At 57.6% G+C, this 26,516-nt stretch carries 28 protein-coding genes and 1 pseudogene; 5 read left to right on the top strand and 24 right to left on the bottom strand.

Annotated features, from left to right (window positions below; genetic code table 11):
* Together HLUSI_RS0110615 and flgL are read left to right on the top strand one after the other, a co-directional pair.
* Positions 1 to 1,913, top strand: a 1,913-nt coding sequence (locus HLUSI_RS0110615) for a FlgK family flagellar hook-associated protein (protein WP_016833960.1), incomplete at its 5' end; no start/stop codon positions are given.
* 17 nt (positions 1,914 to 1,930) lie between these two features.
* A complete protein-coding gene (gene flgL / locus HLUSI_RS0110610) occupies positions 1,931 to 3,070 on the top strand; it encodes a flagellar hook-associated protein FlgL (RefSeq protein WP_016833959.1) in 1,140 nt (379 codons plus the stop codon).
* Positions 3,071 to 3,225: 155 nt separating this feature from the next.
* Here the strand turns inward: flgL and fliR are convergent, their stop codons facing one another.
* From fliR to fliF, 13 genes are all read right to left on the bottom strand, one after another.
* Positions 3,226 to 4,029, bottom strand: a complete 804-nt coding sequence (gene fliR, locus HLUSI_RS0110605) for a flagellar biosynthetic protein FliR (RefSeq protein WP_016833958.1) — start codon at positions 4,027 to 4,029, stop codon at positions 3,226 to 3,228.
* A gap of 41 nt (positions 4,030 to 4,070) precedes the next feature.
* Positions 4,071 to 4,340 carry a flagellar biosynthesis protein FliQ gene (gene fliQ / locus HLUSI_RS0110600; RefSeq protein WP_029363372.1) on the bottom strand — a complete coding sequence of 90 codons (270 nt, stop codon included), beginning with the start codon at positions 4,338 to 4,340 and terminating at the stop codon, positions 4,071 to 4,073.
* Positions 4,341 to 4,349: 9 nt separating this feature from the next.
* Positions 4,350 to 5,156 (bottom strand): flagellar type III secretion system pore protein FliP, encoded by an 807-nt coding sequence (gene fliP / locus HLUSI_RS0110595; RefSeq protein ID WP_238533971.1) that lies wholly within the window; start codon positions 5,154 to 5,156, stop codon positions 4,350 to 4,352.
* Positions 5,143 to 5,610 carry a flagellar biosynthetic protein FliO gene (gene fliO, locus HLUSI_RS0110590; RefSeq protein WP_016833954.1) on the bottom strand — a complete coding sequence of 156 codons (468 nt, stop codon included), beginning with the start codon at positions 5,608 to 5,610 and terminating at the stop codon, positions 5,143 to 5,145. The genes fliP and fliO overlap by 14 nt, the downstream gene beginning before the upstream one ends.
* Positions 5,607 to 6,056 (bottom strand): flagellar motor switch protein FliN, encoded by a 450-nt coding sequence (fliN, locus tag HLUSI_RS0110585; protein WP_016833952.1) that lies wholly within the window; start codon positions 6,054 to 6,056, stop codon positions 5,607 to 5,609. Before fliN ends, fliO begins: the two co-directional genes overlap by 4 nt.
* Positions 6,049 to 7,062, bottom strand: coding sequence for a flagellar motor switch protein FliM (gene fliM / locus HLUSI_RS0110580; RefSeq protein WP_029363370.1), 1,014 nt, complete (start codon positions 7,060 to 7,062; stop codon positions 6,049 to 6,051). The genes fliN and fliM overlap by 8 nt, the downstream gene beginning before the upstream one ends.
* 4 nt (positions 7,063 to 7,066) lie before the next feature.
* Entirely contained in the window at positions 7,067 to 7,591 is a 525-nt protein-coding gene (gene fliL, locus HLUSI_RS0110575) for a flagellar basal body-associated protein FliL (protein WP_029363369.1), read from the bottom strand.
* Between the two features lie 112 nt (positions 7,592 to 7,703).
* Complete coding sequence (locus HLUSI_RS0110570; protein ID WP_016833946.1) at positions 7,704 to 8,966, bottom strand: flagellar hook-length control protein FliK; 1,263 nt, start codon at positions 8,964 to 8,966, stop codon at positions 7,704 to 7,706.
* Positions 8,967 to 8,986: 20 nt separating this feature from the next.
* On the bottom strand, positions 8,987 to 9,427 hold the full coding sequence (gene fliJ, locus HLUSI_RS0110565; RefSeq protein ID WP_016833945.1) for a flagellar export protein FliJ: 441 nt from the start codon (positions 9,425 to 9,427) through the stop codon (positions 8,987 to 8,989).
* 37 nt (positions 9,428 to 9,464) lie between these two features.
* Positions 9,465 to 10,868 carry a flagellar protein export ATPase FliI gene (fliI, locus tag HLUSI_RS0110560; protein WP_016833942.1) on the bottom strand — a complete coding sequence of 468 codons (1,404 nt, stop codon included), beginning with the start codon at positions 10,866 to 10,868 and terminating at the stop codon, positions 9,465 to 9,467.
* A gap of 54 nt (positions 10,869 to 10,922) precedes the next feature.
* Positions 10,923 to 11,621 (bottom strand): flagellar assembly protein FliH, encoded by a 699-nt coding sequence (fliH, locus tag HLUSI_RS0110555; RefSeq protein WP_016833939.1) that lies wholly within the window; start codon positions 11,619 to 11,621, stop codon positions 10,923 to 10,925.
* An 80-nt stretch (positions 11,622 to 11,701) separates the two neighbouring features.
* Positions 11,702 to 12,697, bottom strand: coding sequence for a flagellar motor switch protein FliG (gene fliG / locus HLUSI_RS0110550; RefSeq protein WP_016833934.1), 996 nt, complete (start codon positions 12,695 to 12,697; stop codon positions 11,702 to 11,704).
* Positions 12,690 to 14,453 (bottom strand): flagellar basal-body MS-ring/collar protein FliF, encoded by a 1,764-nt coding sequence (fliF, locus tag HLUSI_RS0110545; protein ID WP_029363368.1) that lies wholly within the window; start codon positions 14,451 to 14,453, stop codon positions 12,690 to 12,692. The genes fliG and fliF overlap by 8 nt, the downstream gene beginning before the upstream one ends.
* A gap of 268 nt (positions 14,454 to 14,721) precedes the next feature.
* On the opposite strand from fliF, the gene fliE reads away from it, so the two are divergent.
* A complete protein-coding gene (fliE, locus tag HLUSI_RS0110540; RefSeq protein WP_016833929.1) occupies positions 14,722 to 15,063 on the top strand; it encodes a flagellar hook-basal body complex protein FliE in 342 nt (113 codons plus the stop codon).
* A 114-nt stretch (positions 15,064 to 15,177) separates the two neighbouring features.
* Here fliE and HLUSI_RS0110535 read toward each other — a convergent pair whose 3' ends face one another.
* From HLUSI_RS0110535 to lexA, 11 genes and pseudogenes are all read right to left on the bottom strand, one after another.
* Positions 15,178 to 15,933, bottom strand: a complete 756-nt coding sequence (locus HLUSI_RS0110535) for a flagellar brake protein (protein WP_016833928.1) — start codon at positions 15,931 to 15,933, stop codon at positions 15,178 to 15,180.
* Between the two features lie 81 nt (positions 15,934 to 16,014).
* Entirely contained in the window at positions 16,015 to 16,302 is a 288-nt protein-coding gene (locus tag HLUSI_RS0110530; RefSeq protein ID WP_016833927.1) for an EscU/YscU/HrcU family type III secretion system export apparatus switch protein, read from the bottom strand.
* Entirely contained in the window at positions 16,289 to 17,464 is a 1,176-nt protein-coding gene (fliK, locus tag HLUSI_RS0110525) for a flagellar hook-length control protein FliK (protein ID WP_016833926.1), read from the bottom strand. Before fliK ends, HLUSI_RS0110530 begins: the two co-directional genes overlap by 14 nt.
* A gap of 2 nt (positions 17,465 to 17,466) precedes the next feature.
* Positions 17,467 to 17,802 (bottom strand): flagellar protein FliT, encoded by a 336-nt coding sequence (locus tag HLUSI_RS0110520; RefSeq protein WP_016833925.1) that lies wholly within the window; start codon positions 17,800 to 17,802, stop codon positions 17,467 to 17,469.
* 23 nt (positions 17,803 to 17,825) lie between these two features.
* Positions 17,826 to 18,140 (bottom strand): annotated as a pseudogene (gene fliS / locus HLUSI_RS0110515) (flagellar export chaperone FliS); the annotation flags it as partial.
* The gene (gene fliS / locus HLUSI_RS0110510) at positions 18,113 to 18,544 is read right to left on the bottom strand and encodes a flagellar export chaperone FliS (protein WP_016833923.1); all 432 of its coding nucleotides are present in this window, start codon (positions 18,542 to 18,544) and stop codon (positions 18,113 to 18,115) included. The pseudogene fliS (HLUSI_RS0110515) and the gene fliS (HLUSI_RS0110510), both read right to left, overlap by 28 nt.
* Positions 18,545 to 18,570: 26 nt before the next feature.
* Positions 18,571 to 20,640 (bottom strand): flagellar filament capping protein FliD, encoded by a 2,070-nt coding sequence (gene fliD / locus HLUSI_RS0110505; RefSeq protein ID WP_029363367.1) that lies wholly within the window; start codon positions 20,638 to 20,640, stop codon positions 18,571 to 18,573.
* Between the two features lie 232 nt (positions 20,641 to 20,872).
* Positions 20,873 to 21,232: a flagellar protein FlaG gene (locus tag HLUSI_RS0110500; protein ID WP_029363366.1), complete on the bottom strand. Its 360-nt coding sequence runs from the start codon at positions 21,230 to 21,232 to the stop codon at positions 20,873 to 20,875.
* A gap of 77 nt (positions 21,233 to 21,309) precedes the next feature.
* A complete protein-coding gene (locus tag HLUSI_RS0110495) occupies positions 21,310 to 22,398 on the bottom strand; it encodes a flagellin N-terminal helical domain-containing protein (RefSeq protein WP_016833920.1) in 1,089 nt (362 codons plus the stop codon).
* A gap of 341 nt (positions 22,399 to 22,739) precedes the next feature.
* On the bottom strand, positions 22,740 to 24,707 hold the full coding sequence (locus HLUSI_RS0110490) for a tetratricopeptide repeat protein (protein WP_016833919.1): 1,968 nt from the start codon (positions 24,705 to 24,707) through the stop codon (positions 22,740 to 22,742).
* A 185-nt stretch (positions 24,708 to 24,892) separates the two neighbouring features.
* A complete protein-coding gene (lexA, locus tag HLUSI_RS0110485; RefSeq protein ID WP_029363365.1) occupies positions 24,893 to 25,543 on the bottom strand; it encodes a transcriptional repressor LexA in 651 nt (216 codons plus the stop codon).
* A gap of 252 nt (positions 25,544 to 25,795) precedes the next feature.
* Between lexA and rpsF the strand changes: the two genes are divergently transcribed.
* Entirely contained in the window at positions 25,796 to 26,164 is a 369-nt protein-coding gene (gene rpsF / locus HLUSI_RS0110480; RefSeq protein WP_016833918.1) for a 30S ribosomal protein S6, read from the top strand.
* Between the two features lie 32 nt (positions 26,165 to 26,196).
* Positions 26,197 to 26,490, top strand: a complete 294-nt coding sequence (priB, locus tag HLUSI_RS0110475; protein ID WP_016833917.1) for a primosomal replication protein N — start codon at positions 26,197 to 26,199, stop codon at positions 26,488 to 26,490.
* Positions 26,491 to 26,516 lie beyond the last annotated feature (26 nt).

Genomic DNA, 26,516 nt, shown 5'->3' with positions numbered 1-26,516 from the left:
CGCCAAATAACGACGCCGCCCGTCAGGCCGTGCTGTCCGCCGGTTCGACGCTCGCTGCCCGTTTCCAGAGCCTGAACGACCAAATGGCGCAGAGTCGTACCAGCGTCAACGCCCAGATCACGTCGAGCATCGGTTCCATCAATTCGTTGGCAACGCAGATCCAGGAACTGAACCAGGCGATCATCAAGGCGCAGGGCAGCGGCGGCGGTGCAGCACCGAACGATTTGCTCGACCAACGCGATCAGGCGATTGCAGATCTGAACAAGATCGTCAAGGTCACTACCTTGCCGCAAAACAATGGTTCGATGAGCGTGTTCATCGGCAACGGCCAGCCGCTGGTGCTGGGTGATCAGGTTTCGCAACTGGTGGCGACGCCGGCGGACGACGATCCGACGCGCCTTCAAGTGTCGATCAAGACCAGCAGCAACGCGACCATCCTGTTGCCCGACGGCGCCTTCACCGGCGGTAGCCTGGGCGGGATCCTGCAATACCGTACCGAAACGCTGGACACGGCGCAAAATACGTTGGGTCGCGTGGCAATCGCGATGGCCAGCGCGTTCAACGCGCAGCATAAGCTGGGGCAGGATCAGAACGGCGCGCTGGGCACCGACTTCTTCAACGTGCCGGTGCCGTCAGTTGTGGCCAACATCAAGAATCACGTTGCACTACCGGTGGCAACTGCAACGGCAACCATCAGCAACCCCTCAGCACTGACGACCAGCGATTACCGTCTTGATTACGACGGTTTCAATTATTCTGTCACGCGTTTGTCGGACAACACCAAGACCACTTCAGCGACAATGCCGGTCACGATCGACGGTGTGGATTTCGGTTCCGCCGGTATGGTGGCCAAAGACAGTTTCCTGATCAAGCCGACCATCGACGGCGCCAACGGCATCAGCGTGGCGATCACCAATACGCAGAAGATCGCCGCAGGAACGCCGATCGTGACGTCGAGTAACGCGGTCACGAACATGGGGCTGGTCACGAGCGGCAACACCGGCACCGGCGTGGTGACTTCGGCGACGGTGGACAAAGCTGCATTTGCACCGAACTCGACACAGACCTACACGTATAGCAGCGGTACGAATACGCTTGCGTTGTCGCCCAACCCGGTTGGAAACGTCATGGTCACTACGACAGCCGGGGTAACGACTCCTTACACTCCGGGCACAGCAATCCCTTATTCTGCCGGTGCCACCATCACCGCCGACGGCGTCAGTTTCGTACTGAGCGGAACGCCTGCCAATAATGATAAGTTCGTGTTTTCGCCCACACCGGCGAATACGGGTACCGCCACGATTTCATCGGGTACCATCAATTCGAGTTTTACCGCGACGACGTTGCCGGCAGGCTCCAAATTAAGCTTCACCTTTGATAGTACGACCGGGACGCTGGCGACATCGCCTGCGCTTGGGACGGCGCCAATGGGAACTGTCACAGTCAAGGATGCCGGCGGCAATCCAGTCCTGGTGACGCCGCCGAATCTGCCTTTCGGCCCTGGTTACAGCTACACCACGTCGACCGGCATGAGCTTCAGCATTACCGGCCAGCCTGCCAACGGCGACCAGTTTTACGTCTCGCCAAACACCGGCGGTGTGACCGACAATCGCAACGCGCTGGCCTTGAACGCGCTGCAAACCGCGAACACGATCGGCAATACCTCGTTCCAGGGATCGTATTCGCAACTGGTCAGCCTGATCGGCAACAAGACCAATGAGATCACTGTCACCAACAAGGCTGAAAACGCGCGCTTGACCGCGATTCAGCAAGAGCAGCAATCCGAATCCGGCGTCAACCAGGATGAGGAGTTGGCCAACATGATCAAGAATCAAACAGCCTATCAGGCTGCGGCAAAAATCATTCAGGCTGCCAGCGACATGCTGAATGTCTTGTTCACGCTCGGCGGCTAGTTTTAAGGAAGATCAAAATGCGTATCAGCACAAGCATGCTCTATCAACTGAGCAACAATGAATTGACCAGCATGCAGGGTTCGATCCTGAAGCTGAACCAGCAAGTGACCCAGCAGCAAACCGTGTTGCTGCCGTCCGACGACGCCGTCGCGGCCGCCCGTGCGCTGGACCTGTCGCAAACGCAGGCGCTCAATGACCAGTACAAGACCAATCGCAACAATGCCGACAGCTCGCTGTCGCAGGTGAATGCGGCCCTGACCAGCGTCACGGCCATGCTGACCAAGATCAAGTCGAACATCACCCAGGCCGGCAATGCAGCGTATTCCAATAACGAACGCGCCAACATGGCGACTGAGCTCAAGGGCAACCTGAAAGAAATGCTGGGCTTCGCCAACGCCACCGATGCGCTGGGCAACTACCTGTTCTCGGGGTTCAAGGCCACCACCCAGCCGTTCGATTACGACAGCATGGGCAATATCGTCTACAACGGCGATCAAGGCCAGCAAACGTTGCAAGTGGATTCGACCCGCAACATGGAGATTAGCGTTTCCGGCCAGGCGGTGTTCCAGGGAGCGGGCCAGGATACCTTCAAGAACATGCAGGACCTGATCACGCTATTGCAGGTCCCGGTGACCGAGGCGGCCAACAATGCCGATACCCAGGCGGCCAACACGTTTCAATATCCTGTTGGCTCGTTGCCGGCACAATATCCCATCCAAGCCTACAAGACGGCGCAGGCAGCTTTGGATGCCGCTGCTCCAACCGATCCGAATTACAGCACGTTGCTGACACAGGCGGCCAATGCAAAGCTGTTGTCGGACAAGGCAGAGGCCGCGCGTACCCCGATCCCCGGCAGCCAGGCGGCATTGACCCGTGGCCTGAACAAGCTCGGCGGCGCGATCGACCTGCAGATGAACAGCGTCGGCGCGGCTACGGCCTCGGTGGGCGCGCGCCAGTCCGAGATCGACAATCTGAACGCAGCAGGCGATGTGCTCAAGGTGCAATACGAGCAAAGCGTCAACGACTTGCTGGGCCGCAATCCATCTGATCTCTCGGCAAATATCAGTGCGCTGTCGCTGCAGCAGACTTACCTGCAGGCCGCGCAAAAATCCTTCGTCGTCACCAGCAGCCTGACGCTGCTGAACTACCTGAAGTAGTCCTTCCCGGTCGGGCGAGCTGAGGTTCGCCCGACGTCCTGATTTTCCTCGCAGCAGTCACTCCGTTTGTTCTCATTTGCCGTTGATGCGGGATGTCCGCCTCTGCGCATGTGGGTGCCTGATCGCGTCGTAAAACGGCGGCCTGGATGCATGGGCTAGCGTTTGGGTATCGGCGGGATGGTAGCCATGCCGCCGAGCATGCGCACGGTTTCGATGGTGTCGTTGAGGAAGTGCTGCAACGGCGTCAGCATGTAGGGCAGGCAAATCGCGATCAGCAGGAAACCGGCGACCATGGTGATCGGAAAACCGATGCCGAACAGGTTCAGTGCCGGCGCCGCGCGTGTCAGGATGCCCAGCGCCATGTTGGTGATCAGCAAGGCGACAAGCATGGGCAGCGACAATTGCAGGCCCATGCTGAAGATACGAGCGCCGGAGAGGGCAATGTAATGGAAACCTTCGGCCGTCACGGGTGTTGCGGTGATCGGCAAGGTGTTGAAACTATCCGCCATGACCGCTACCAGGAGCAGGTGGCCATTGATGCTAAGGAAGACCAGCGTAGCCAGTAGGGAAAACAACTGACTGATGGCGGACGTGCGTCCTTGCGATTGCGGATCGAAGAAGACGGCGAAGCCGAGGCCCATGGTGTTGCTGGTCATTTCACCCGCCATCTCTACGGCCGAGAAAACCAGGCGAACTGAAAATCCCATTGCGGCGCCGATGATGAATTGCTGGACCAGGATCAACAGTCCTGTCATCGACATCGGGTCCAGCGCCGGTGGCACCGGCACGTTGGGCGCGATGACCAGCGAGGTCATGACGCCGAGCAGCAATTTCACCAGCATGGGCACGCTGGCGCTGCCGAATGGCGGCGCAACCGCCAGCAAGCCGAGGATGCGCGTCAGCGGCCAGATGAAAGCGGCGATCCAGATGTAGAGCTGAGCGCTGGTGACGTTGATCATGATGTTGCGATTGCCGGTGGAGGTGGCAATCCTTGCATGCCTTACTGAACCATGGCCGGAATGCCGGTAAACATCAGGCGCATGTAATCGAGCATCACGCTCAGCATCCACGGACCGGCGATGATGAGCGCGAGGAAGACCCCCACCAGTTTCGGAATGAAGGTCAGCGTGGCTTCATTGATTTGCGTCGCGGCTTGGAAAATACTGACGATCAGGCCGATCACCAGCGCGGTGAACAGCATCGGCGCGGCGATCATCAGAGTGACTTCCATGGCCTGGCGGCCGAGGGTCATTACGCTTTCTGGTGTCATGGCGGGGCCTTAGTAAAAACTTTCTGCCAGCGAGCCGATCAGCAACTGCCAACCGTCAACCAGCACGAACAGCATCAGCTTGAACGGCAGCGACACGATCGCCGGCGACATCATCATCATGCCCATCGACATCAGGATACTGGCGACCACCATGTCGATGATCAGGAAGGGGATGAAGATGGCGAAGCTGATCTGGAATGCGGTCTTCAGTTCGCTGGTGATGAAGGCCGGGATCAGCAAGCGCAGCGGCACGTCTTCCGGGCCTTGCAGGTCGGGGCTGTGCGACAGCTTGACGTACAGGGCGAGGTCGGACTGGCGTGTTTGCTTGAGCATGAATTCCTTCAGCGGCGCGGCGCCTTTTTCCATCGCGTCGATCATGGAAATCTTGTTGTCCGCGAATGGCTGGTAGGCGTCGACGTAGATCTTGTCGAACACGGGGCCCATCACGAACAGGGTCAGGAACAGCGACAGGCCCACCAGCACCTGCGTCGGCGGCGTCGATTGCGTGCCGAGCGCCTGGCGCAACAGCGACAGCACGATGACGATGCGCGTGAAGCAGGTCATCATCAGCAGCGCGGCCGGGATGAATGACAGCGACGTGAGCAACAGCATCGTCTGGATGCTGAGGTTGTAGGTCTGTCCGCCGCCCGGCGCCGGTGTGCTGGTGAATGCCGGCAAGCCCTGTTGGGCCGCCGCCGCGAGCGGCAGGCAGAGCAGGAAAACCGGCAGCAGCCGCAGCCAGCGGGACGAACCGAAGGAGCCGGATGAGCGGAATGAGTGGAACAAGCGCGCCCAGGAAGTTCTAACTGCTGCCATTACGTTTGTCGATCGTGTTTTTCAGCCAGGACGAAAAATTGGCGGAGGCGGCCGAGGCCGGCGCTGCAACATGTTCCTGGCGTGGCATGGTTGCCAGTGTATTGACGCGTCCCGGCGCAACGCCGATGACGATCCATTGGTCCGCGACTTCGATGACCATCACACGCTCGCGCGTGCCGACGCTGACGCCGCCGATGATCTTGGCGACTGCGTTGCCCTGCGCACGCTGGACCAGGCCGGTGCGTTTGAACAGCCACGCGATACCGGCCATGATCGCCAGCACGGCCGTCAGCCCCAGCAGCATGGTGAACACGCTGCCGGTGGCGGAGGGTAATGCCGGGGCTGTTTGCTGTTCCGCTGCATGCGCCGCGCCGGCGGCAAGCGCTACCGGCACAACGGCGATGCTGCAGCGGATGCAGGTCAGAAAATTGCGGAGACGGCGCGGACGGTTCATCTATTGAGTTTGCGGATGCGCTCTGCGGGAGTGATGATGTCGGTCAGACGGATACCGAACTTGTCATTGACCACCACCACTTCGCCTTGTGCGATCAGGCAACCGTTGACCAGCACGTCCATCGGTTCACCGGCCATGCCGTCGAGTTCCACCACGGAACCTTGCGCCAGTTGCAGCAGGTTCTTGATGGCGATCTTGGTGCGGCCCAGTTCCACCGTCAGCTGGACGGGGATGTCGAGGATGAAGTCGATGTCGTTGGGCGTGTTGGTCTGTATATCCGATGCGCTGAGATCCTTGAAGATGGTCGCTTCGGCCGGTTTGGTCGTCAGGCCTTCTTCTTCAGGAATGTGCTTCTTCTGCGACTCTTCCGCTTCTGTTTGTTCGGCCAACGCGGCGCCCCACGGATCGTCTTCCGCCGCTGTTTGGTCAACGTTATCTTCAGCCATTCTGCTCTCCTTGAATACTTTCTGGTGTTTCGCTTTGCGTGATGGATAGCAGTTTTTCTACGCGCAACGCGTATTGACCATTCAATTTGCCATAGCTGCACTCCATCACAGGAACGCCGTCGACTTGTGCAGTGACCGGATTGGCCGTCTGCAACTGGATGACGTCGCCGACTTGCATGTTCAGCAAATCGGTAAATGTGACGCGGGCGGTGCCGAAGTTGGCGATCAGCTCAACTTCAGCGGTCTGGATCTGCTGCTTCATCAGGCGGATCCAGCGTTTATCAACTTCAAGTGCTTCACCTTGCATGCTGCTGGTGAGCTTGTCCCGGACCGGTTCGATCATCGAATACGGCGTGCAGATGTGAATCTCGCCGCTGACCGGTCCCAGTTCGATCGTGAACGAGGTCGACACCACGACTTCATTGGGTGTGGCGATGTTGGCGAACTGGGTATTCAGTTCCGAGCGGATGTACTCGAATTCGATCGGGTAGATCGGCTCCCACGATTTGGAATAGTTTTCAAACACGATGTCCAGCACGCGCATGATGATGCGTTGCTCGGTCGGCGTGAATTCACGGCCTTCGATCCGGGTATGGAAACGTCCGTCGCCGCCGAACATGTTGTCCACCAGCAGGAACACGAACTGCGGATCGAAGACCACCAGGCCGATGCCGCGGAACGGTTTGATGTGGACCAGATTCAGGTTGGTCGGCACGACCAGGTTGCGGATGAATTCGCTGTACTTCGAGACTTTCACCGGGCCGACCGAAATCTCGGCGGTGCGGTGCAGGAAGTTGAACAAACCGATGCGGAACAGGCGGGCGAAACGTTCGTTGATGATTTCAAGCGTCGGCATCCGGCCGCGAACGATACGCTCTTGCGTTGCAAGATTGTAGTTGCGTACCGTCCCGGGGGTTTCTTCGACGCTTTTTTCTTCGTCCTGATCCCCCGTCACTCCCCTTAGGAGTGCATCGACTTCTTCCTGCGATAGAAAGTGTTCTGCCATGATGCTACTGCTGTTGAATGACGAAAGAGGTGTAGAACACGTCGGTGATCGAGGGACCCTTGCCGCCGCCGGCAAACGGCTCGCCCAACTGATCGATGATCTCGTCGGTGAGGTTGCGCTTGCCCTCGCTGGTCAGCAATTCGGAAGCCTTCTTGCTCGACAGGACCATCAGCAGGCGGCTGCGCACTTGCGGCATGAAGACCTTGATGCTTTCGGCGGTTTCCGCGTTCGGCACTTGCAGCGTCAATGCGACTTGCAGGAACTGATCGCCGGTCTCTTGCTGCAGGTTCACCACGAACGGTTCGATGACAACGAATACGGGCACCTTCGAGGTGGCCTTTTCTTCGACATGTTCCGCATCGGCTTTTTTGGATTTGCCGCCCATCAGCATGAAGGCTGCGCCGCCGCCGATTGCCAGCACCAGCACCGCACCGATGATGATGAAGAGCATTTTCTTCGATTTCGCCGGTGCCGCCTCTGCAGCATCCGCCCCCTTGGCTGCCGGTTTTGCTGCTGCTTTTGTTGCCATCTAATTTTCCCTTTCGCGCGTGTTCGTTGAGCACATCACAATACTATCGGCAAAAAAACGCCGATATTGATACTGCCGGCTGAACACCTGTTTTTATTGAATGCTGTTCGACTTATGCAAATGTGTCCACAAGCCCTTGTCCGCCGCGAGCGACTGGACGGGGCACGACTGCCACATTGACGTCTGTTTCGTTGTCGCGGCCGCCGAAGCTCGACGCGTTGCCGCTGGTGCTGCGCGCCTGTTGTTGCTGGTTCGCGCCTTGCTGTTGATTCGGGTTGCCGGTATTGACGGTGGCCTGGCCCAGTTGGATGCCGGCCTGGTCCATCATTTCGCGCAGCTTCGGCATGGCGGCTTCGAGCGCCTGCTTGACCTCGGGCTGGGCGGTGATGAAGGTCGCATCGGCTTGCTGGTTGTTGACGTGCAGGACCACTTGCAACGGGCCCAGATCCGGCGGATTCAGTGTCAGCGACGCGCTTTGCAGACCGCCGTTGACCATCCACAACACTTTCTGGCCGACAGCCTGATCCCAACCCTGGCTGCCGACGGCCGGCGTCAGGCGTTGCACTGCCTGGCCGCTCATGGCGGCTTGCTGGCTCAGCGACATCGCTTGCTGCAGGGCAGGGACCACGGTGGCGGCGGTTGGCTGCACTGGTGTTTCGATCGATTTGAGGTTGACCTCCGGCGCTACCTTGGCGTTGCGGGCCGCAGCGGCGGAGTCCTGCAAATCGGCCTGGAAGGATTTTGCGGAAACCGGCGATTCCGCCTGGCTCTTTTCGGTGGTGGCGCGTGTCGGCAGCGCGGACTTGCCGTCTGCTGCGTCTTTTTCGCTGTCTTGCAATGCGGCGAGGTCGAGCAGGTTGTTTTTACCCTTGCTCTTGTCTTCACTCTGGGTATCCGCCAGCGCGAGGTCGGTCTTCGCCTCAGCGCCGATCTGGCCGATCGGCTTCTTGCCTTTCTGGCTGGCCAGGGCATCGATGTCCTGGTCAGTGGCTTTCCTGGAAGGCGGTTGGACGATCATCTGACCCATGTTGGTGACCAGCGCCAGCATCTGCTGCGTGGAAGCGGCGTCAGTAGCGGCGCTGGCATCGTCCGCAGCCTGATCGTCAGTCTTCTTGTCATCGGATGAGGCCGTCTTGTCCGCATCTGATTTTGGCGCGGTCGAGGCGGTCGGTGCAGGAGCCGCTTTGGCCGGTTCCGGCGATTTATCCTTGGCGGCTTCGCTCGGCTTGCTTTGATTTTCGGCGTTGCGGTTGCTGACTTCCTTGTTCAACACCTGGTTGAACGGAACGTCGGCCGTGAAAGAGTCGGCTTGCGTGGCGGGACGTGCAGAATTCTGCAGGTTCGCGACGTTCAAGATCGGCAATTGTGTTTTCATCGTTTCCGCCAGTTCCTAGCCTACCGTTTGTAAAACGTGATCCGCGACGCTTGTTCATCAGTCTGCTTCTGATCACGTCGTGTTTCGCGCAATTGCATCGTTTGTTTCGCCCGCGTCGCCAGTGTGTCATAAGACATCCGTTTGCGCTCGCATGCCTGCCATGCAGCCCGTGCTTCCGCCACGCGTTGCTGGGCGTTTTTCACCACATTTTGCTGCCCGGTGATGGCGCTGTCGATTTTCTCAATGAACAACTGAAAATTCCGATAGCTCATCGCCGTCAAACCGGAGGACAGGCTTTCCTGAAAACGCAAAGCGTAGTCGTCGCGGTATTGTTCCAGAATGACAAGTTTTTGCTGCGCCTCTTCGCTCGTACGCACAGACCGGCCCAAGCGTTTGGTCGCTTCGTCGGTCTCTTTGGTCGCCAATTCGATCAGCGTTTCGAGTGCGGTGGTCGTAGCCATGGTAGCTTTGATTATATTTTCGGGGCGAAGTGCTCAATCACTGGAATAGAGCGGTAAGTTGCCCCAAGCTCTCGGAAACACCCGCACGTTCGGGGATGCCCTGCTGCAAGAACGCCTCGATGCGCGGCATCAACTGGATCGCCTGGTCCAGCACCGGGTCGGATCCGGCCGAGTAGGCGCCGACGCTGATGAGGTCACGGTTGCGCTGATAGCGGGAGTACAACTGTTTCAGCCGGCGCGTATCGCGCTGATGTTCCGCGGAAGTAATGCTGTGCATGGCGCGGCTGATCGATTGTTCGATATCGATCGCCGGGTAGTGTCCGGCCTCGGCCAGCACCCGGTTGAGCACGATATGGCCGTCCAGGATGGCGCGGGCGGCGTCAGCAATGGGGTCCTGCTGGTCATCGCCCTCGGTGAGCACGGTGTAGAAGGCGGTGATGGAGCCGCCGCCTTCGTCGCCATTGCCGGCGCGTTCCACCAGCGCTGGCAGCTTGGCGAACACCGAAGGCGGGTAGCCCTTGGTGGCAGGCGGCTCACCGATGGCCAGGGCGATTTCACGCTGGGCCATGGCGTAACGGGTCAGCGAATCCATGATCAGCAGCACGTTCTTGCCTTGGTCGCGGAAGTATTCGGCGATCGCAGTCGCGTAGGCGGCGCCTTGCAGGCGCATCAGGGGCGGCGTGTCGGCCGGTGCGGCGACCACGACCGAACGGACCATGCCTTCGTCGCCGAGGATGTGCTCGATGAATTCCTTCACTTCGCGGCCGCGTTCGCCGATCAGGCCGACCACGATGACGTCGGCGCTGGTGTAGCGGGCCATCATGCCGAGCAAGACGCTCTTGCCGACGCCGGAACCCGCAAACAGTCCCATGCGCTGGCCGCGTCCGACGGTCAGCATGCTGTTGATGGCGCGTACGCCGACGTCGAGAATATCTTCGATGGGCGCGCGTCCCAGCGGGTTGGCGGCGCGCACGCTGAGCGGCGCTGAATTTTCCGTATGGAGCGGCCCGAGATTGTCGAGCGGGCGGCCGGCGCCGTCGAGTACGCGTCCCAGCAGTTCGTCGCCAACCGGCAGGCGGCGCGTGTGTTCGTCGGTGCGGCGGATATAGGCGATCGGACCGGTGCGCGGCGGCGGCTTGACCGGTTCGACCGGGTAGACGCGGGTGCCCGGCACGATGCCTTCGACATCGCTCTGCGGCATCAAAAACAGGCGTTCGTCCTGGAAACCGACGACTTCTGCCTCGATCAGGGTGCCATTCGGCAAAGGGACGGTGCAGGGGCTGCCGACCGGTAATTTCAGGCCGACCGCTTCCATGACGAGTCCGGCGACGCGCGTAATGCGTCCGGAAAGCTGCGTCGGCTCAGTCATCGCCACCAGGCCGCTGCAATTATGCAGATAGGCCTGCCAGCGGCTGAAATGGGAGGGCATCGGCGAATTCATCGTTGCACCTTGTAGACGGGAACAGCGGGCAGGGAGGGCAGTGCGCGCATGGCGCTACTCCAGCCAGTCCAGTTGTTTGCTGAGCGATTCCGCGATACGGCGCCAGCGTGTCTGCACGGTGGCGTCAACCTGATTGGTGCCGGTTTCCATGCGGCAGCCGCCGCGTTGCAGTTCGGGGTCTTCGACCAGACGCCAGCCGTTCCGGCTGAGCTCTTCGCCGAGATGTTCGCGCACCAATGCGGCATCGTCCGGCTGCAAATAAAGCAGGGCGGGCAATTGCAAACCCGGCAACGAGTGGATCGCGGCGCTGATGGTTGGCAGGATCAGTTCCGGCTTGACGTTAAGCGCCGTCTTGATCATCGCCTTGCTGATGTCAAGACCGAGATTGAGCAATTCCGGCGCCATGGTTTCGCTGGTTTGCGAGACTTCAGTGCCGAACGACACCGCGATCTGGCGCAGGTGCTGAATGGTTTCGTTGACTTCGGTCTGGCCTTGCTGCAAGCCGGCCATGTAGCCTTCTGCCCGGCCGGCCTGCAAGCCTTGTTGCTGGCCTTCGGCATAACCTTCCTGGCGCGCCTGTTCGCGGATGGCATCGACTTCTTCGAGGGTCAGCGAGGGCGGCGGCGGGATTTCTTCCGCAAACTGTTCTTCGGGCGGCGGAATCTCTTCCTGCGGCTCATCGAAGGACGCCATTTCCCAACGCTGGTAAGGCGTCATCTGTTCTTTGGGAATGATGTTGTTTCTTGAAGCCATTTCAGATCCGGTAAGGCTGAGCCATGGATGCGATCGACGTCATGCGGCCTTGGAGGCGGCATGCGCCGGTCGCAGCGGCGTTAGACGAATGCATCTTCGCCCTTCGCGCCGAGCACGATCTGGCCTTCGTCGGCCAGGCGGCGGACGATTTGGAGGATGGCCTTTTGTTGCGCGTCGACTTCCGACAGGCGCACAGGTCCCTTGGACTCCAGGTCTTCCCGCATCATTTCCGCAGCACGTTGCGACATGTTGCCGAAAATCTTGTCGCGCAGCGCTTGCGAAGCGCCCTTGAGTGCGACGATGAGCGATTCCGATTGCACTTCGCGCAGCAGCAGCTGGATGCCGCGGCCGTCGATGTCGATGATGTTTTCGAACACGAACATTTCGTCCATGATCTTTTGCGCCATGTCTTCGTCATAGGCGCGCAGGTTGCTCATCACCGATGTTTCGCTCTCGCCCGACATGAAGTTGAGGATTTCCGCGGCAGTGCGGATACCGCCCATTTGTTGCTTCTTCAGGCTTTCGTTGCCGGTCAGCAGCTTGGTCAGGACGTCGTTCAGTTCGCGCAATGCGGTCGGCTGCACGCCATCCAGGGTTGCGATACGCAGGATCACGTCGTTGCGGAGGCGCTCGGTGAAATTGTTCAGAATATCGCAAGCATGATCGCGTTCGAGGTGAACCAGGATCGTTGCAATAATCTGAGGATGTTCGTTGCGGATAAGTTCAGCGACCGATTGCGCATCCATCCATTTGAGGCTTTCGATACCGCTGGCATCGCGACCGCCCAGGATGCGGTTGAGCAGGGATGTGGCCTTGTCGTCGCCCAGCGCCTTGGTCAGCACGCTGCGGATGTATTCATCCGAATCGAGGCCGATCGACGAGGCCTGGCCGGTTTGCGCCAGGAAGTCGTCGAGAACGCCGTTGATTTCCTCGAAGCTGATGTTTTTCAGGGTCGTCATCGCGGCGCCCAGCTTCTGGACTTCCTTGGGGCCGAGGTACTTCATGACTTCGGCGGCCTCGTCCTCGCCCAGCGCCAGCATCAGGATGGCACCTTTTTGAATGCCTTCGTTACTCATTGTTCACCCATGCCTTAATGATGCTTGCAACCAGTTTCGGATCGGACTTGGCCAGTTGCTTGACGGATTCGAGATTCTTCTTGTACTCGGAGCGGGCGTCGGCCTCTGCTGCTTCGGGCGACAGTTCGACGATGGCGTCCGGATTGTCCGGATCGTACATCGCTGCTGCGGCTTCGGCGGCAGCCTTGGCTTCGGCCTCGGCGCGTTCCTTGGCTTCGCGTTCTTCGCGGCCCGACAGTTTCCAGATGATCGGACGCAACACGCCGAAGTAGAGGTAGAGCAGTACGGCCGCCAGCAGGACGTACTTGCCGATTTCCTTGGCCAGCTGGATCATGTCCGGCTGTTTCCACAATGGCAATTCCGGCTCCATCTCGCTGCTGAATTGGGTGTTGACCACATTCAGCGAGTCACCGCGATCCTTGTTGAAGCCCATCGCTTCCTTGACCAGGTCCGAGATCTGATTGCGCTCGGCTTCGGTCAGGGGCTTCATCACGACCTTGCCGGTCTGGTCCGTGGTGCGCTTGTAATTGACCACCACCGCAACCGTCAGGCGCTTGACGCCGCCCATCGGTTGCTGGACGTAACGTACGGTCTTGTCGACTTCGTAGTTGATCGTGGCGTCTTTATGCGAGGTGCCGGAACTGGTCGCCGGTGCAGCAGCGGTTCCGGCGGCGCCCGGAGCGCCTGCCGCGACCGGCGGATTGACGATCGGTGCAGTGGCAGGAGCGGGCGGCTGGTTGGTCAGGGCGCCTGGAATGCCGGACGTACTGGAGTTGCCATTTTGCGATTCGCTGCTTTGCTTGCTGCGAACGGCGGCGGTATCGGCAGTCTGGTTCGGCTTGTAGGTTTCGGCGGCTTGTTCGCTGCGCGAGAAATCGACGTCCGCAGTCGCTTCGGCGCGGACGTTGCCGGTGCCGACAATAGGCGCAATGATCGACTCGACGCGCTTGATGATGTCTTGCTGCAGATCCTGGACGTACTTGAGCTGGGTCGGGTCAAGGCCGTTGGCGGGCTGCTTGGTGGTGTCCGACAGCAGGTTGCCGTTCTGGTCGACGATCGTTACGCTCTTGGGCGACAGTTCCGGGACGCTGCTGGCGACCAGATGGACGATGGCGCTGACTTGTTGAGGGTCCAGTCCGCGGCCCGGGTACAGGCTGAGGATGACGGAGGCGGTCGGCTTTTGCTGGTCGCGCACGAACACCGACGCCTTGGGCAAGGCCAGGTGAATACGGGCGGCCTGAACTGCCGACAGCGATTGAATGGAGCGCGCCAGTTCGCCTTCAAGGGCGCGCTGGAAGTTGACTTGCTCAAGGAACTGGGACACGCCCAGTTTCTGGTTTTCCATCAGTTCGAAACCGACGTTGCCGCCCTTGGGCAGGCCTTGCGACGCCAGTTTCAGGCGTGCGTCATGCACCATGGTTTCGGGCACCAGAATGGCGCTGCCGCCTTCGGAATATTTGTACGGCACGTTCATCTGCTGCAGCGACGCGACGATGGCGCCGCCGTCGCGGTCGGAGAAGTTGGAGAACAGGACCCGGTATTCGGTCTTCTGACTCCACATCCAGATGCCGATCATCAAGGCGATGACCGCTGCTGCTGCAACCATCAGAACAACGCGGCGCCCCTGAGGCGACTGCGCATAGCGGACGACGCCGTTGCGCGGCGGCTCCTGGGACGAATGTTCGCCCGAAGTCGTGCCTTCCGTGGCTGTGGCGTTGCTGTCGTTGGTCAGCGTGCCATCGGCTGCTACCGCCATGATTTCCCCTTGCATGTGCTGCCGAGCTTGTGGCTATGTGTGATTTGCTTCACTGCTTCCCTACCCATATAGGTTTTTTGCTTAGTGTGGATTGTCCTGCCAGAGCGAAAATTTGATCTCTGGAACAGAATGGCTATTTCCCCGCTTATTGGTGCGAAATGCAGGGGATGGCATGCTAATCTGCCGTTGTAGAAGCGAGAAGTGTGATTGCGATGCGCGATCACAGATGCTTGACTGAATTCGAAGGGGTGCAAAATTGGCAACAAGTATGATCGATACCAGCAGGATTGAAGCGATGGTCTCCCAGTTGAAGGCTGCTGCTGCACGCGCCCAGGGAAATGTTGCGCCGGTGGAAAGTATCACCGGCGGTGAAAAACCTGCTCAAAGGGTGGATTTTGCCAGCGTTCTGAAAAATTCGCTCGATGAAGTGAGTGCCTCGCAAGAAAAATCCAAGAAAATGTCCGAAGCCTTTTCCATGGGCGACGACAACATCAATTTGTCTGATGTCATGATAGCGATGCAGAAATCCAGCATCTCGTTCCAGACCAGTCTTCAGGTGCGCAACAAGCTGGTTTCGGCCTATCGCGACATCATGACGATGCAGGTGTGACAGTAAGGGAATGTTTTGGTGCAATCCTGCTGCTGTGCCTTGCTGGAGTGCAATAAAAAAGAGCTGCCTTGCGCGACGCGTATTCATTCGTATTGTGTCGCTTATCCGGATGGCTTACATCATGCCTGATGCTTTGGCATTCTGTTCGCGTTCCAGCTTGGTGATGAAGCGTTGCACCGCAGCCAGAACAGCGCGAGGAAGGTCGACGAATTCGCAGCCGAAACGATTGACGGTCTTGCCCGAAGCCAGCTTGGCTTCCTTGCAATCGCGCACCACCAATTTGACGGTCACGATCGTGTTGTCCGTCATTTCCAGCGATACATCTTCGTAGATGCGACCAACAGTGCTGTCCAGAATCTTCTTTTCATCAGTCAAGCCGACACCGCCGGCACTGATGTTGTTAAGCAAGGTGACGATGGTGGTAAACGAGCCGTCATCCTGCGTCACGCGGAAGGTGCAGCGCAAGGGCTTGGCGATCGGTGTCGGAATGCGGAAATATTCGCGGCGCTGCAGGCGCACCAGGCTTTCAGGGATGTCGATCTTGAGGGCGGGACGCGACTGAAACTCGCAATGCTTTGCCTTGTCGACATTGAACGTGATGCGGATGTTGTTGTACAGCGCCTCAAAGCCGATGCGATTACTTTGCAGAATGCTCAGGTTGAGCGAGGCGCTCGGAGCCGCGTCGATAACGACACTGTTCTGACCTTCATCAATGTCCAGAATCGACGTGATAATAGACTCTGAACCGCCCTTGATGAGCAGGCTCAGCAACTGATTGCGCTCCATCATGCTATTCAGCAGGGACACGATTTCCCGGCGCGAATGTACGCGGTACGGGCTGTCGTCTTTAATCTCGTCGGTATTTGCCATCTGTGCGTCTATGCGTCTCGAATCAAAGGATAAAAGGGTAGACTTATATCCCAAAAGGACAGTATTTAATCTAACCTCTAATCATACATCACTGCGGTCCAATTGCATATTTTCAATGCGATACAACCATGCCAAAAGTTCCGCCACGGCACGATACAGCGCGGGAGGAATTTGCTGGTCGAGATCAACCTGCATCAGCAGCGAGACGAGTTCCTTTGATTCATGCACAAATACGCCGCTTTCCCTGGCGCGCGCAATGATGGCTTCCGCGACCAGGCCGCTGCCTTTCGCGACAACCTTGGGCGCGGCCTGATTGGTGTTGTAGGCCAGTGCAACGGCATTCTGGAAGGGAAGCTTAGGCTTGTTCATCCCGTTTCACAATCAGGGAGTCGAGTGAGGATCCGGCTGCTTCCATGGAATCGGCCAGCATGCTGCCGTTGGCGCGCAATGCAGCCGCCGTGACGTCGTTGTCGGTACGCACCTGCATATGGATTTGCTGGCCAATCAAGCGTATCGAGGCCGACACCGACCCCAGATGTTCGAAGTTGAAGCGCACCACACTGTGCCAGGAGGGCGCGTGTTCGTCTTCCAGCGTGTTTTGCTGCTGCTGGTCGGGGCTGTCCCGGTTGATTTCCCATTCCATTTGCTGGCCCGGCCAGACTTCGCCGTGCCAAACGATGCGTTGCTGCTCAAGCGCATTGAGTTGCAGGTTGATCAGTTGGCCCAATTGCGTATTGGCGGGGTCGGTAGTATTCAGCAGGCTGGAGACGCCGCTCTGGGTCTGCTGGCCCAGTTGCGCCTGCGGCTCTTTGAGCAGCTCGGTCATCGGCCGCTTGCCGTCGGCCCATTCGGCGACATGGGATTCGTAAAAAGCGCCGCTAAGAGCCACGGAATCGCGCAGGGCGCCAGCCAGTTGCGGAGTGTTGTTCGGATTTGCGACCAGCGGACTGCCGGGCTTGATAGCGCTGGGCAGGTCGCTTTCTTCGGAGGCATGGAGCAGGGCGTCGACCAGTTTGCCGGCGCTGCTGAGCGAGGTCTTGGTGCTTTCGGGGGCGAGCTGGCTTGGCGCTGCATTCTTGGCGTCGCCTTCTTCCAGCTGATTGTCGCGCGTGACAATGTTGGTGAGGCCTTGCTGAGCCGCCTTGAGCGACTTCATGTCCTTTTCCATCGCCCGGCCGGCGGTACTCAGCGAGACTTCGGTGCTATCGCCGTCCTCTGCTTCGCCGCGGCTGCTTTCCGTGAGCAGGAAGGTCGGGCGCGGATCCTTGCCGACCATGGTCAGCTGCAAGGTGTCGCCAGTGCGAGTGGAGGTCGGCAAGACCATGCGTGCTGCGGTATTGGCTATGCGAACGAGGTAGGTGCCGTCGTTGTAGGTCGAGAGGACCTTGGCCTGCAATTGCTGGCCGTTGGCGATTTGCGCGAGGCGGCTGAAGGCTTCCTGTTTGGCGTCGGCGACGGAGACTATCGCCGTTGGCGCATCGACGGCGGCTACGGGCTGGACGGTCATGGAGATGTCGGCCCGGGGAATCATTGCTAGCCTCTTTGATTCATGCCGTAGGTATTGGCCAGTTTGCGCTCCGTGCTGGTGCTCTGGATCAGGGCGGAGAGTTTTTGCAGGCCCGGTTCGGTGAGCTTGCGGATGTCGCGATCGTCTTCCAGGATTTTCTTCAGAATCTCGATCTTGCGGTCACGCCGGTCGTCACTCAGCACGACCTCCAATTCATTGCGCTTGAGGAAGTCGACGACATGGGCGCAGTCTGCTTCAAGCTTGGTCAGCAGGACCCAATCTTCCTTGCGCGCCGCCGCCAGCATCTGGTCGGTCAGGTCGGCAATCGACTCGTAAAGTGAGATGACTTCTGCACCGTCCATGGTGTTTTGCTTTCGGGTGACTATCAGTGAAGAATATCGTCGATTGCAGCGATACTATCGGCCGCATTTGGAGTGATTTGTTCCCATGCCTCACGCAGTCCATCGAGCAAGCCATGCACTTCGTCCAGAATTTCCTGCGAATTTTCAATATTCGCCGAGAGCAGGCGGCGCCCCATGTACTCGTACAGCGCGTCGAGGTTCATGGCGATTTCGCCGCCGACGTTCTTGTTCAGGCTGGCGCGCAAACCGCTCTCGATGATCAGGATGGCCTTGGTGATCGATTCGCCCTTGTTCTTGATGTCGCCTGACTTCATGTACTTCTGGCCCATCGCGATCGCGCGCTATCGGCCGCATTTGGAGTGATTTGTTCCCATGCCTCACGCAGTCCATCGAGCAAGCCATGCACTTCGTCCAGAATTTCCTGCGAATTTTCAATATTCGCCGAGAGCAGGCGGCGCCCCATGTACTCGTACAGCGCGTCGAGGTTCATGGCGATTTCGCCGCCGACGTTCTTGTTCAGGCTGGCGCGCAAACCGCTCTCGATGATCAGGATGGCCTTGGTGATCGATTCGCCCTTGTTCTTGATGTCGCCTGACTTCATGTACTTCTGGCCCATCGCGATCGCCACCATGGCGCCGTCAAACAGCATGGTGATCAGCTTGTGCGGACTTGCTGCGATAACACCTGTTTCGACACCGATATTCGCATAGGCGTTTGCGCCCCGTTGCATGGTTCCGAACATTATCCTCTCCTGTGTTCGCTTAACGATCAGCTGCCGGCTTTGGGCAGATTGGCCAATTGCTGCGTCAGATAGCTTTGCGTAGCCGCCATGCTGGCCAGCGTCAAGTTCAGTGCGTTGAACTGATTGGTGTATTGATCCTGCAAACTGGTCAAGCGGGTGTTGATGACAGTCTGGCGATCCGTGTTGATCTTCAGGCTGGCCTTCAATCCCTTGGTCTTGGTGTCAATAATACCGCCATCGGCGAGGAAGCCGTCGACCAATTTTTGCACATTGGTCAAAATACCGTTGGTTCCGGTCGTCGTGCCGTCGGCGTTGGTGGTCGCTGTCGATGTGAACAAATTGGCAATGCCGGCGAAATTCTTGGTTGTCGCAGTCGACAACTTGGTCGCATCCAGCGCCAGCGTGCCGTCTTTCTGAAAGCCGATGCCGATGTCGGTTAGCGAACTGATCCCGCTGCCGCCAGGAACGTTGCCCAGAAGGGCGCTGCGCAGCTGGGTCAGGATGCTTTGCACTGACGATTCGCTTGCCAGCGGCGAAGAAGTACCCGCTTGGCCGAGCGTGGTTGCAGGCGTCTGCTTGGTGAGATCGGTGATCGACTTGGCGAGCGCATTGTAGGCGGAAACGAACGTGGTCGCTGTGCTGGTCACGCCTGTCGTGTCGTTGGAGATGGTCAGCGAGAAATTGTCAGCCGCTGTAGTGACCTTGGTCAGGTTCAGCGTCACACCCGAAATGGCGTCCTTGACGGTATTCGACGGACTGGTGACGAGGGTGCCATCAATGCTCAGTTTCGCATCCTGCGCAGCTTGCAATTGTCCCATGGTGCTGCCGGACAGATTGGCGAAGTCGCCAGTACCCGTCAACGACACCGGGCTGGTCGCGCCGGTGCCGGATGGCGTCAGAACCAGATGGTCTTGCGTGCCGTCATTGGTGATGCTGGCGGTCACGCCGGCAGTGGCGTTATTGATGGCGTCGCGAACGTCTTTCAGGATCTTGCCCGTGCCGGACAGGGCGATATTGGTGGTCGTATTGCCGACTTTGAGCGTCAATGTGCCTGTGCCTGCATCATATGTCTGGCCTGTGGCGACACCTGCCGATGAGTACTGGCCGCTCGGATCGAAGGTCAGCGCCGAATAGCTGCCGGTGCCGGTGACACGTATCGAATTGGCGGAGCCGCTGTCCTTGGCCGTAAGGACCAGATGGGCTGCGGTGCCGTCGCTGACGATGGTCGCGCTGACGCCTGCATCGCTCGCATTGATGGCGTCGCGTACGCCGGCCAGCGTGTTGGTTGCCGGTTTGATGATCGCAGTCGAGCCGGTGCCGGTCTTGATCGCCAGAATGCCCGTATCGAACGAGTAGCCCGCAGCAAAACCGGTAGAAGTAATCTTTTGCGCCTGAGCCAATTGCGAAACCGACACGGAATAGGTGCCGGAGGCTGCCGCAGTTGCGTCGCGGGGCGCCTGGATCTGCGTCACGGTACTTGGATTCGAGCTCGAGGGATCGTAAGCCAGGTCGGCAAGGCTGTTGTTTGCCTGCACCTTGATGGTGTTGGCGGTGCCGGCGGTGTTCGATTCCATGACCAGGTGATCGCCGGTGCCGTCAGTGACAATGCTGGCGGTCACGCCGGCTTTTGCGGCATTGATCGCATCCCGAACGCCTGCCAGGGTGGCATTTGCCTGCAAGGTGACGAAGGTCGGCGGATTGGTGCCGATCTTGATCGCGACCGAGTCGCCGGCAGTGAACTGTTGTGAGCTCGGGTAACCGGCAGACTGGATCTTTTGCGCCAATACCTTGGTGGAATCGTCGGTGTTGACGTCCGCCGTGAACGGATCGGTCGTCAGCGGTGTGCCGGTGCCACTATTGGAGACGCTGGACTTCTGCGCAGCAAAGCTTGCAGCAGTCAGGGCTTTCAGTGCGTTTTGATAGGTGGAAACCGAATTTTTCAGATTGCCGTAAGCGGAAATCAGGCTGTTATAGCTGCTGGCTTGCGAGGTGAGCGGATCGAGAACCTTGGCCTCAGCACCCATCAGTTTGGAAACGAGGGTCGCTACGTCGAGAGGACCTGCCGAGGTCGAGATTGTCCCGGTAGAGGTGGCCATGCTATCTCCTGAAATCTATGCGCTGAGCGCAAAATGCGATGCTGAAATCAGACAAGAGTGATAAAGCTGGCTGGCTTCACATCAATTGAGTGTCAACTCTTGATGGGTTCTGATGACATGCAACAGAAAATAAAAATCTGTTATGAACTACCGGGGCGAAATATACCATGCGCAAATTTTATACTTGCGCATGAATATTTTTAAATGCTCCAACAGTTCGTAGCAGACTTAATTACGCCTTGTGATTGATCAACAAACCTTGCATCTTATCAATCGACTTTGCGATGGCAACCGCTTCTTCGGTCGGAATCTGGCGAATGACGACGTCGGTTGCCGTATCGACAACTTTTACAATCGTTTTACCGGTTTCCTTGTCGCGCGAAAAATTGAGGTCCGATGCATTTTTGCTTGCAAAGTCATTCAATTTATCAACGGCGTCGGCCACATCGCTTTCGGTGGAACGTTGTGCTTGCGGGGATGCTGCAGGCGCAACTGTCGATACCACTGGATCTGGTTTTGTATTGGACGGCTGCACCGGCGTGTACGAACCGGAATCACCTGCAGCTGTGATATTAAGCGGGGAAATCGACATGTTCTTACTCCTTCATCAAGGAATATGCGGAGAATACTTACATATTCTCCGCATATTATCCTACATGGCTCTCAATACTACTTCAACAGAGACAGGACGCTTTGCGGGGCGGAGTTCGCCTGCGAAAGCATCGCCGTACCTGCTTGTTGCAGAATTTGCGCACGTGTGAGGTTTGCAGTTTCTGCCGCGTAGTCGGTATCCATGATACGGCTGCGCGAGGCGGTGATGTTTTCGCTCGAAATCTGCAAGTTGCTGATAACGGCGCTGAAGCGGTTTTGGACCGCACCGAACTCTGCACGCTTGGACGAGATCAGGTTGATCGCGTTGTCCAGGTTCTTGATCGCTTTTTGCGCATCGCTTTGTGCCGATGGATCGGCAATTGCCTTGTCCAGGGTCAGTTTGGCGGAGTCGATAGCAGTCTGCAGAGTCACAGCCGAAGATGCCAATGCCGTTGCTGTCAGTGTCGAACCTGTTGCGAACAGATTGTCCAGGGCTGCCTTGGCCGAAGTGTAAGTCACTTGAGCTGCGTCAACCGAAGTTGTCACGCCCAGACCGATCAGACCCTTGGCGCTGGTGCCGATGACGTTGGCCATGGTTGCATCGTTGGACAAGTCAGACAGCGAGATGCTGATTTGGTCGTTCAGTTTGTTGTCGGTAACGTTGGCGCCGACTTGGAAAGTCAGTGTCAGGGAAGCCGAAACGTTCGCGCTGTCGGAACCTGTGCCAGCGCTGGCGCCGGAACCGATACCTGTGAACAGATTTTGACCGTTGAAGTTGGTGCCGTTCAGAACACGGAATGTTTCATCCGACAGTTGCTTGTATTCGTCGTTCAGGGTCTTGCGATCCTGAGCGCTGTTCGAACCGTTGGAAGCTTGAACCGCCAGTTCGCGCATACGTTGCAGGTTGTCGGTAACTGTGCTCAGTGCGCCTTCAGCGGTTTGAGCCATGGAGATACCGTCGTTGGCGTTACGTTGCGCAACTGCCAGGCCTTTGACCTGAGCATTCATGCGGTCGGCAATTGCCAGGCCTGCAGCGTCGTCCTTTGCGCTATTGACGCGCAGACCGGAAGACAAACGTTGAATCGAAGTATTCAACGACGATTGCGACATGTTGAGGTTGCGTTGCGTGTTAAGCGACGCAATATTGGTATTAATGACTGATGCCATGTTAATTCTCCTAAGATTTGAGGCCGATAAATCCGAGTTTCAGTGCTTAACTTTGGTTTTTACCTAAAGCCTCAGGCGTTCAAACCGCTGTTGTTAGCTATATCGGACGGTATCGGAAAAAGTTTAATGTTTATCGCAAAAAAATTTTTTTTTTCCAATGCTGTCCGACCTAAAACTGCGTGCTTCCATACGTCAAGCAAATCTTATTTCGACGCTATTTAAGAAAACTTTAGTGGGTATTCCGGAAAAGTTCCGGTTTTGATGCGCAGGGCGGTGGCGGCGGAGTGCAGTGCGGTGTTTTTTGAAGCTTGCCGCATCGGGTGGATGCGGCAAGTATTTGATCAGGAAGCTGTTTTCTTTTTTTCTTGTGCCAGGATTGCCAGTTCGGAGGCCACTTTGTTGATAACGGTCGGCCAGTCGTTCCGGGATTGTTGCCGGAACAGGCGCATGCTCGGATACCAAGGCGAGTCCTCCCGCTCGTTCAGCCAGCGCCAGTCCGGCGTGTGGGCCAGCAACGTCCAGGTAGGCCGACCGAGCGCGCCGGCCAGATGGACCACGGAGGTATCGACGCTGATAATCAGGTCCAGATTGGCCATCGCCGCAGCTGTATCGGCAAAGTCGTTAAAGGCGTCGCCTATATTGTATACAGGCAGTCCTTTGGGAAGCTTGTCCAGTTCGGGGGTGGCCAGTCCTTTCTGGATGGAAAAAAATTGAACGCCGGGCGTATTGAACAGCGGGGCGAAAGTCTCCAGAGGTATCGAACGCTTGCGGTCATTGCCGTGCTCCGGATTGCCGGCCCAGACGAAGCCGACGCGCAAATCCCCAGTATTGCCGGCCAGCATGTCCATTTTGTCTTTCCAGCTCTTGATGTCCTGTGGATCGGCGGACAAATAGAACGGATAGGACGGGATGTCTTCGACGTGATCGGTGCCAAGCGCGTGCGGCAGGCTCATCAGTACATAAGCGTAGTCGCACTTGGGCAGCGGGTCGTTTTCACGCACCAGTGTCACTTGATCGGACACGCTGCGGAACAGGCGGGCAAGCGGATCCTTGACGTGCAGCGCGACGCGGGCGCCTTGCTCCAGCAGCTTGTGGACGTAGCGTACGAACTGAATGCTGTCGCCGAAGCCTTGTTCGTGCATCAGCAGGATGTATTTACCCTGGAGCGAAGACTTGCCATCCCATTTCGGGATCAGTTCGAACAGCTTGTGGATCAATTTGTAGACGTAGCGGCGCTCTTTGACTTCCAGCCGGCTCTCGTGATTGGCCCAGCCATCCTTCAGATCGCCGGCCAATAATTGCCCAAGCGCAAGATTGTGTTGTGCGGTCAGATAGTTGGGCTTGAGCGCGAGTGCATCCTTGAAGTATTGCAGTGAGGAAACTGTCTCGCCGTAGTCGTACATTGTTGCGCCGATATTGTTGTGCGTCAACGGGTGTTTCGGATCAACCTCAAGCGCCTTATGGAACAGCGCCATGGCCTCTTCGTAGCGATCCTGGTTGGAAAACAAGCTCGATGCCAGTTTTGTATAGCTGTTGGGATCCTTGGGGGCCAGTTCGATGATGCGCTCGTAATGCTCGTTGGCCTTGTCGTATTCCTTTTGCTTGATGTACGTGTCAGCGATCTTGTTTTGCGCGTAGATATCGGTCGGATCGAGCAGCAGGGAGGTCTTGTGGCATTCCAGCGCATCCTTGAGCATGTCCATTTCCTGGAAGGCAATGCCCAGATTGGTGTGTGCCGGAGCGAAATTGATTTGCAGCTGCAGCGACTTGAACAGGACGCCGACCGCCTCCTTGTACTGCTTTGCATCGATCAGGGCCTTGCCCAGGTGGGATAGCGGGCCGGGCGCATCGGGATTACGTTTGACGGCGTCCTCGAAATAGGCGATCGAAGCGTCCGGATCGTTCTTTTCATGCAGGGCGTTGGCCAGGCCGATGCGCGCGTCTTTATTCTCGGTGTTGAGTTTGATGGCTTCCTCGTACAGCGCGATGGAATCGTCGATCCGGTCTTGCTTGAGGACGGAGGTGGCCAGGTTGGCAATGTATTCCGAATTGGTCGGATCTGCGGCCACCGCTTTGCGCAAGGCGGCTTCTGCGCCGATGAAGTCGTTCTCATGCATGGCGATCAGGCCCCATGCATGGTTGGCATAGACAAGATTCGGGGCGCGCTTGAGTACTTGGGCGCACAGTACTTTTGCCTCGTCGACCTTGTGATCGTCCAGCAAGCTCAGGCATTCTCTGACAGCCAGAAGATCTTTGACGTTGGGTTGAGCGCTCTTGTTGGCGGGCTTGTTGCTGCTACGCGTTGACATGTGATTCCTTACCGGATTGAATGATTGTGCTGCCGTGTAAAGGAAGGGCGCCATCTGCCTTGCTTTGCCCGGTCGCAATAAGGTATGCGTATCATATGATGCAATTCTGGTTTCGATCTGGCAAACAGACGTAAAAAAAGCCCGCGATTTAGCGGGCTTTAGTTCGAGCAGGGTCTGAAACGGAATCAGTTCCAGCTCCGCAGCAAACCTACCGCCAAGCCTTCCAATGCAAAATTTTCTTCTTCGGAAGAGACCTTGATCACCTTGAAGTCGGGATTTTCAGGCAGCAGTTCAATCAGCGAGCCGGTCTTGCGATAGCGCTTGACCGTGACGTCGTCGCCGATTCGCGCCACGACGATCTGGCCGTTGCGGGCCTGATCGGCTTTCTTTACCGCCAGCAAATCACCGTCCAGGATGCCGGCGTCGCGCATCGACATGCCGCGCACCTTCAGCAAGTAGTCGGGTTTTGCCGAGAACAGCGCCGGGTCGACGGTGTAATTGGTTTCGATATGCTCCTGCGCCAGGATCGGCGAGCCGGCGGCGACGCGGCCGACCAGCGGTAGCGACAACTGCATCAGGGCAGGGTGCGGGAGGGCCATCTGACGACCCGGGTTGCTCGCCGATCCGTCTCGCAGGCGGATGCCGCGCGAGGTGCCGGGAGAAATTTCAATGGCGCCTTTGCGGGCCAGCGCCTGCAAGTGTTCTTCGGCGGCGTTGGCCGAGCGGAAGCCGAGCTCATTGGCGATTTCTGCGCGCGTCGGCGGGAAGCCGGTGTTTTCGATGGCGTCTTTGATCAGATTCAGGATCTGTTCCTGGCGAGCGGTCAGTTTGAGCATGTCGACTTTCGGGGAAGTTATGCTGGTTGCATAAACAGTCTGTATTTTTATACAGTTATAAAGCAGTGTCAATCTGCAATATTGAAATCATGTCATCGGCAATTTTTTGCCCTGTGGGCGCCGTTCCACGGCAAATGCCTGAAAGCATTGAGGTTTTTGGCGTTCTGGTATATGATTGCGGGCTTTCCTCTTCCCACACTCGTCTTGACGCCGAGGTGGGCGATTTGTTAATCAGTCCATAAAGGAGTCTACATGCGTCATTATGAAATCGTATTTATCGTCCATCCGGACCAAAGCGAGCAAGTTCCAGCGATGATCGAGCGCTACAAGGGCATCGTTACTGCACGCGGCGGCAAGATTCACCGTGTCGAAGATTGGGGTCGCCGTCAATTGGCGTACCAAATCCAAAAGCTGGCAAAAGCACACTATGTTTGCCTGAATATCGAAGTTGACGGCGAAACTCTGGCCGAAATCGAAACCGGCTTCAAGTTCAACGATGCAGTGTTGCGTCACCTGACAGTCAAGATGAAGAAGGCCGAAACCGGTCCTTCGCCAATCCTGAAGGCTGTCCAGAAGGAAGACGCAGTAAAGAGCAATCGCGCAGAAGCACCAGCGGCTTAATTGCTGACATTGCGAGAAAAGCACCAGGGAGCGTGAATCACTTTCAGTTTGTCGCCAGTATCGCCGAGCGTGACGTCATACGTTACACCCCGGCAGGCATTCCGGTAGTTACTGCGAAGTTGCAGCACCAATCGGAACAGACGGAAGCGGGCATCAAGAGGTTGGTCGAGTTTGAAATCACTGCATTCGCTGCAGGCGAAATTTCAAGTCGGCTTAACCGGGCCGGTCTCGGCGAGATGTTCAAGTTCACCGGTTTCATGGCGCGCAGGAATCGCAATAGCAAAAGCATCGTGTTTCACATCGTTGATTTTGAATCTGTAGTTTAGAACCACTCAATTTTAGATATCAGGAG

Origin of the sequence: Herbaspirillum lusitanum P6-12 (assembly GCF_000256565.1) — a bacterium.
GTDB classification, from domain to species: domain Bacteria; phylum Pseudomonadota; class Gammaproteobacteria; order Burkholderiales; family Burkholderiaceae_D; genus Herbaspirillum; species Herbaspirillum lusitanum.
Note: the sequence above shows the minus strand (reverse complement) of the source record. Positions and strands in the feature narration are given on the sequence as shown.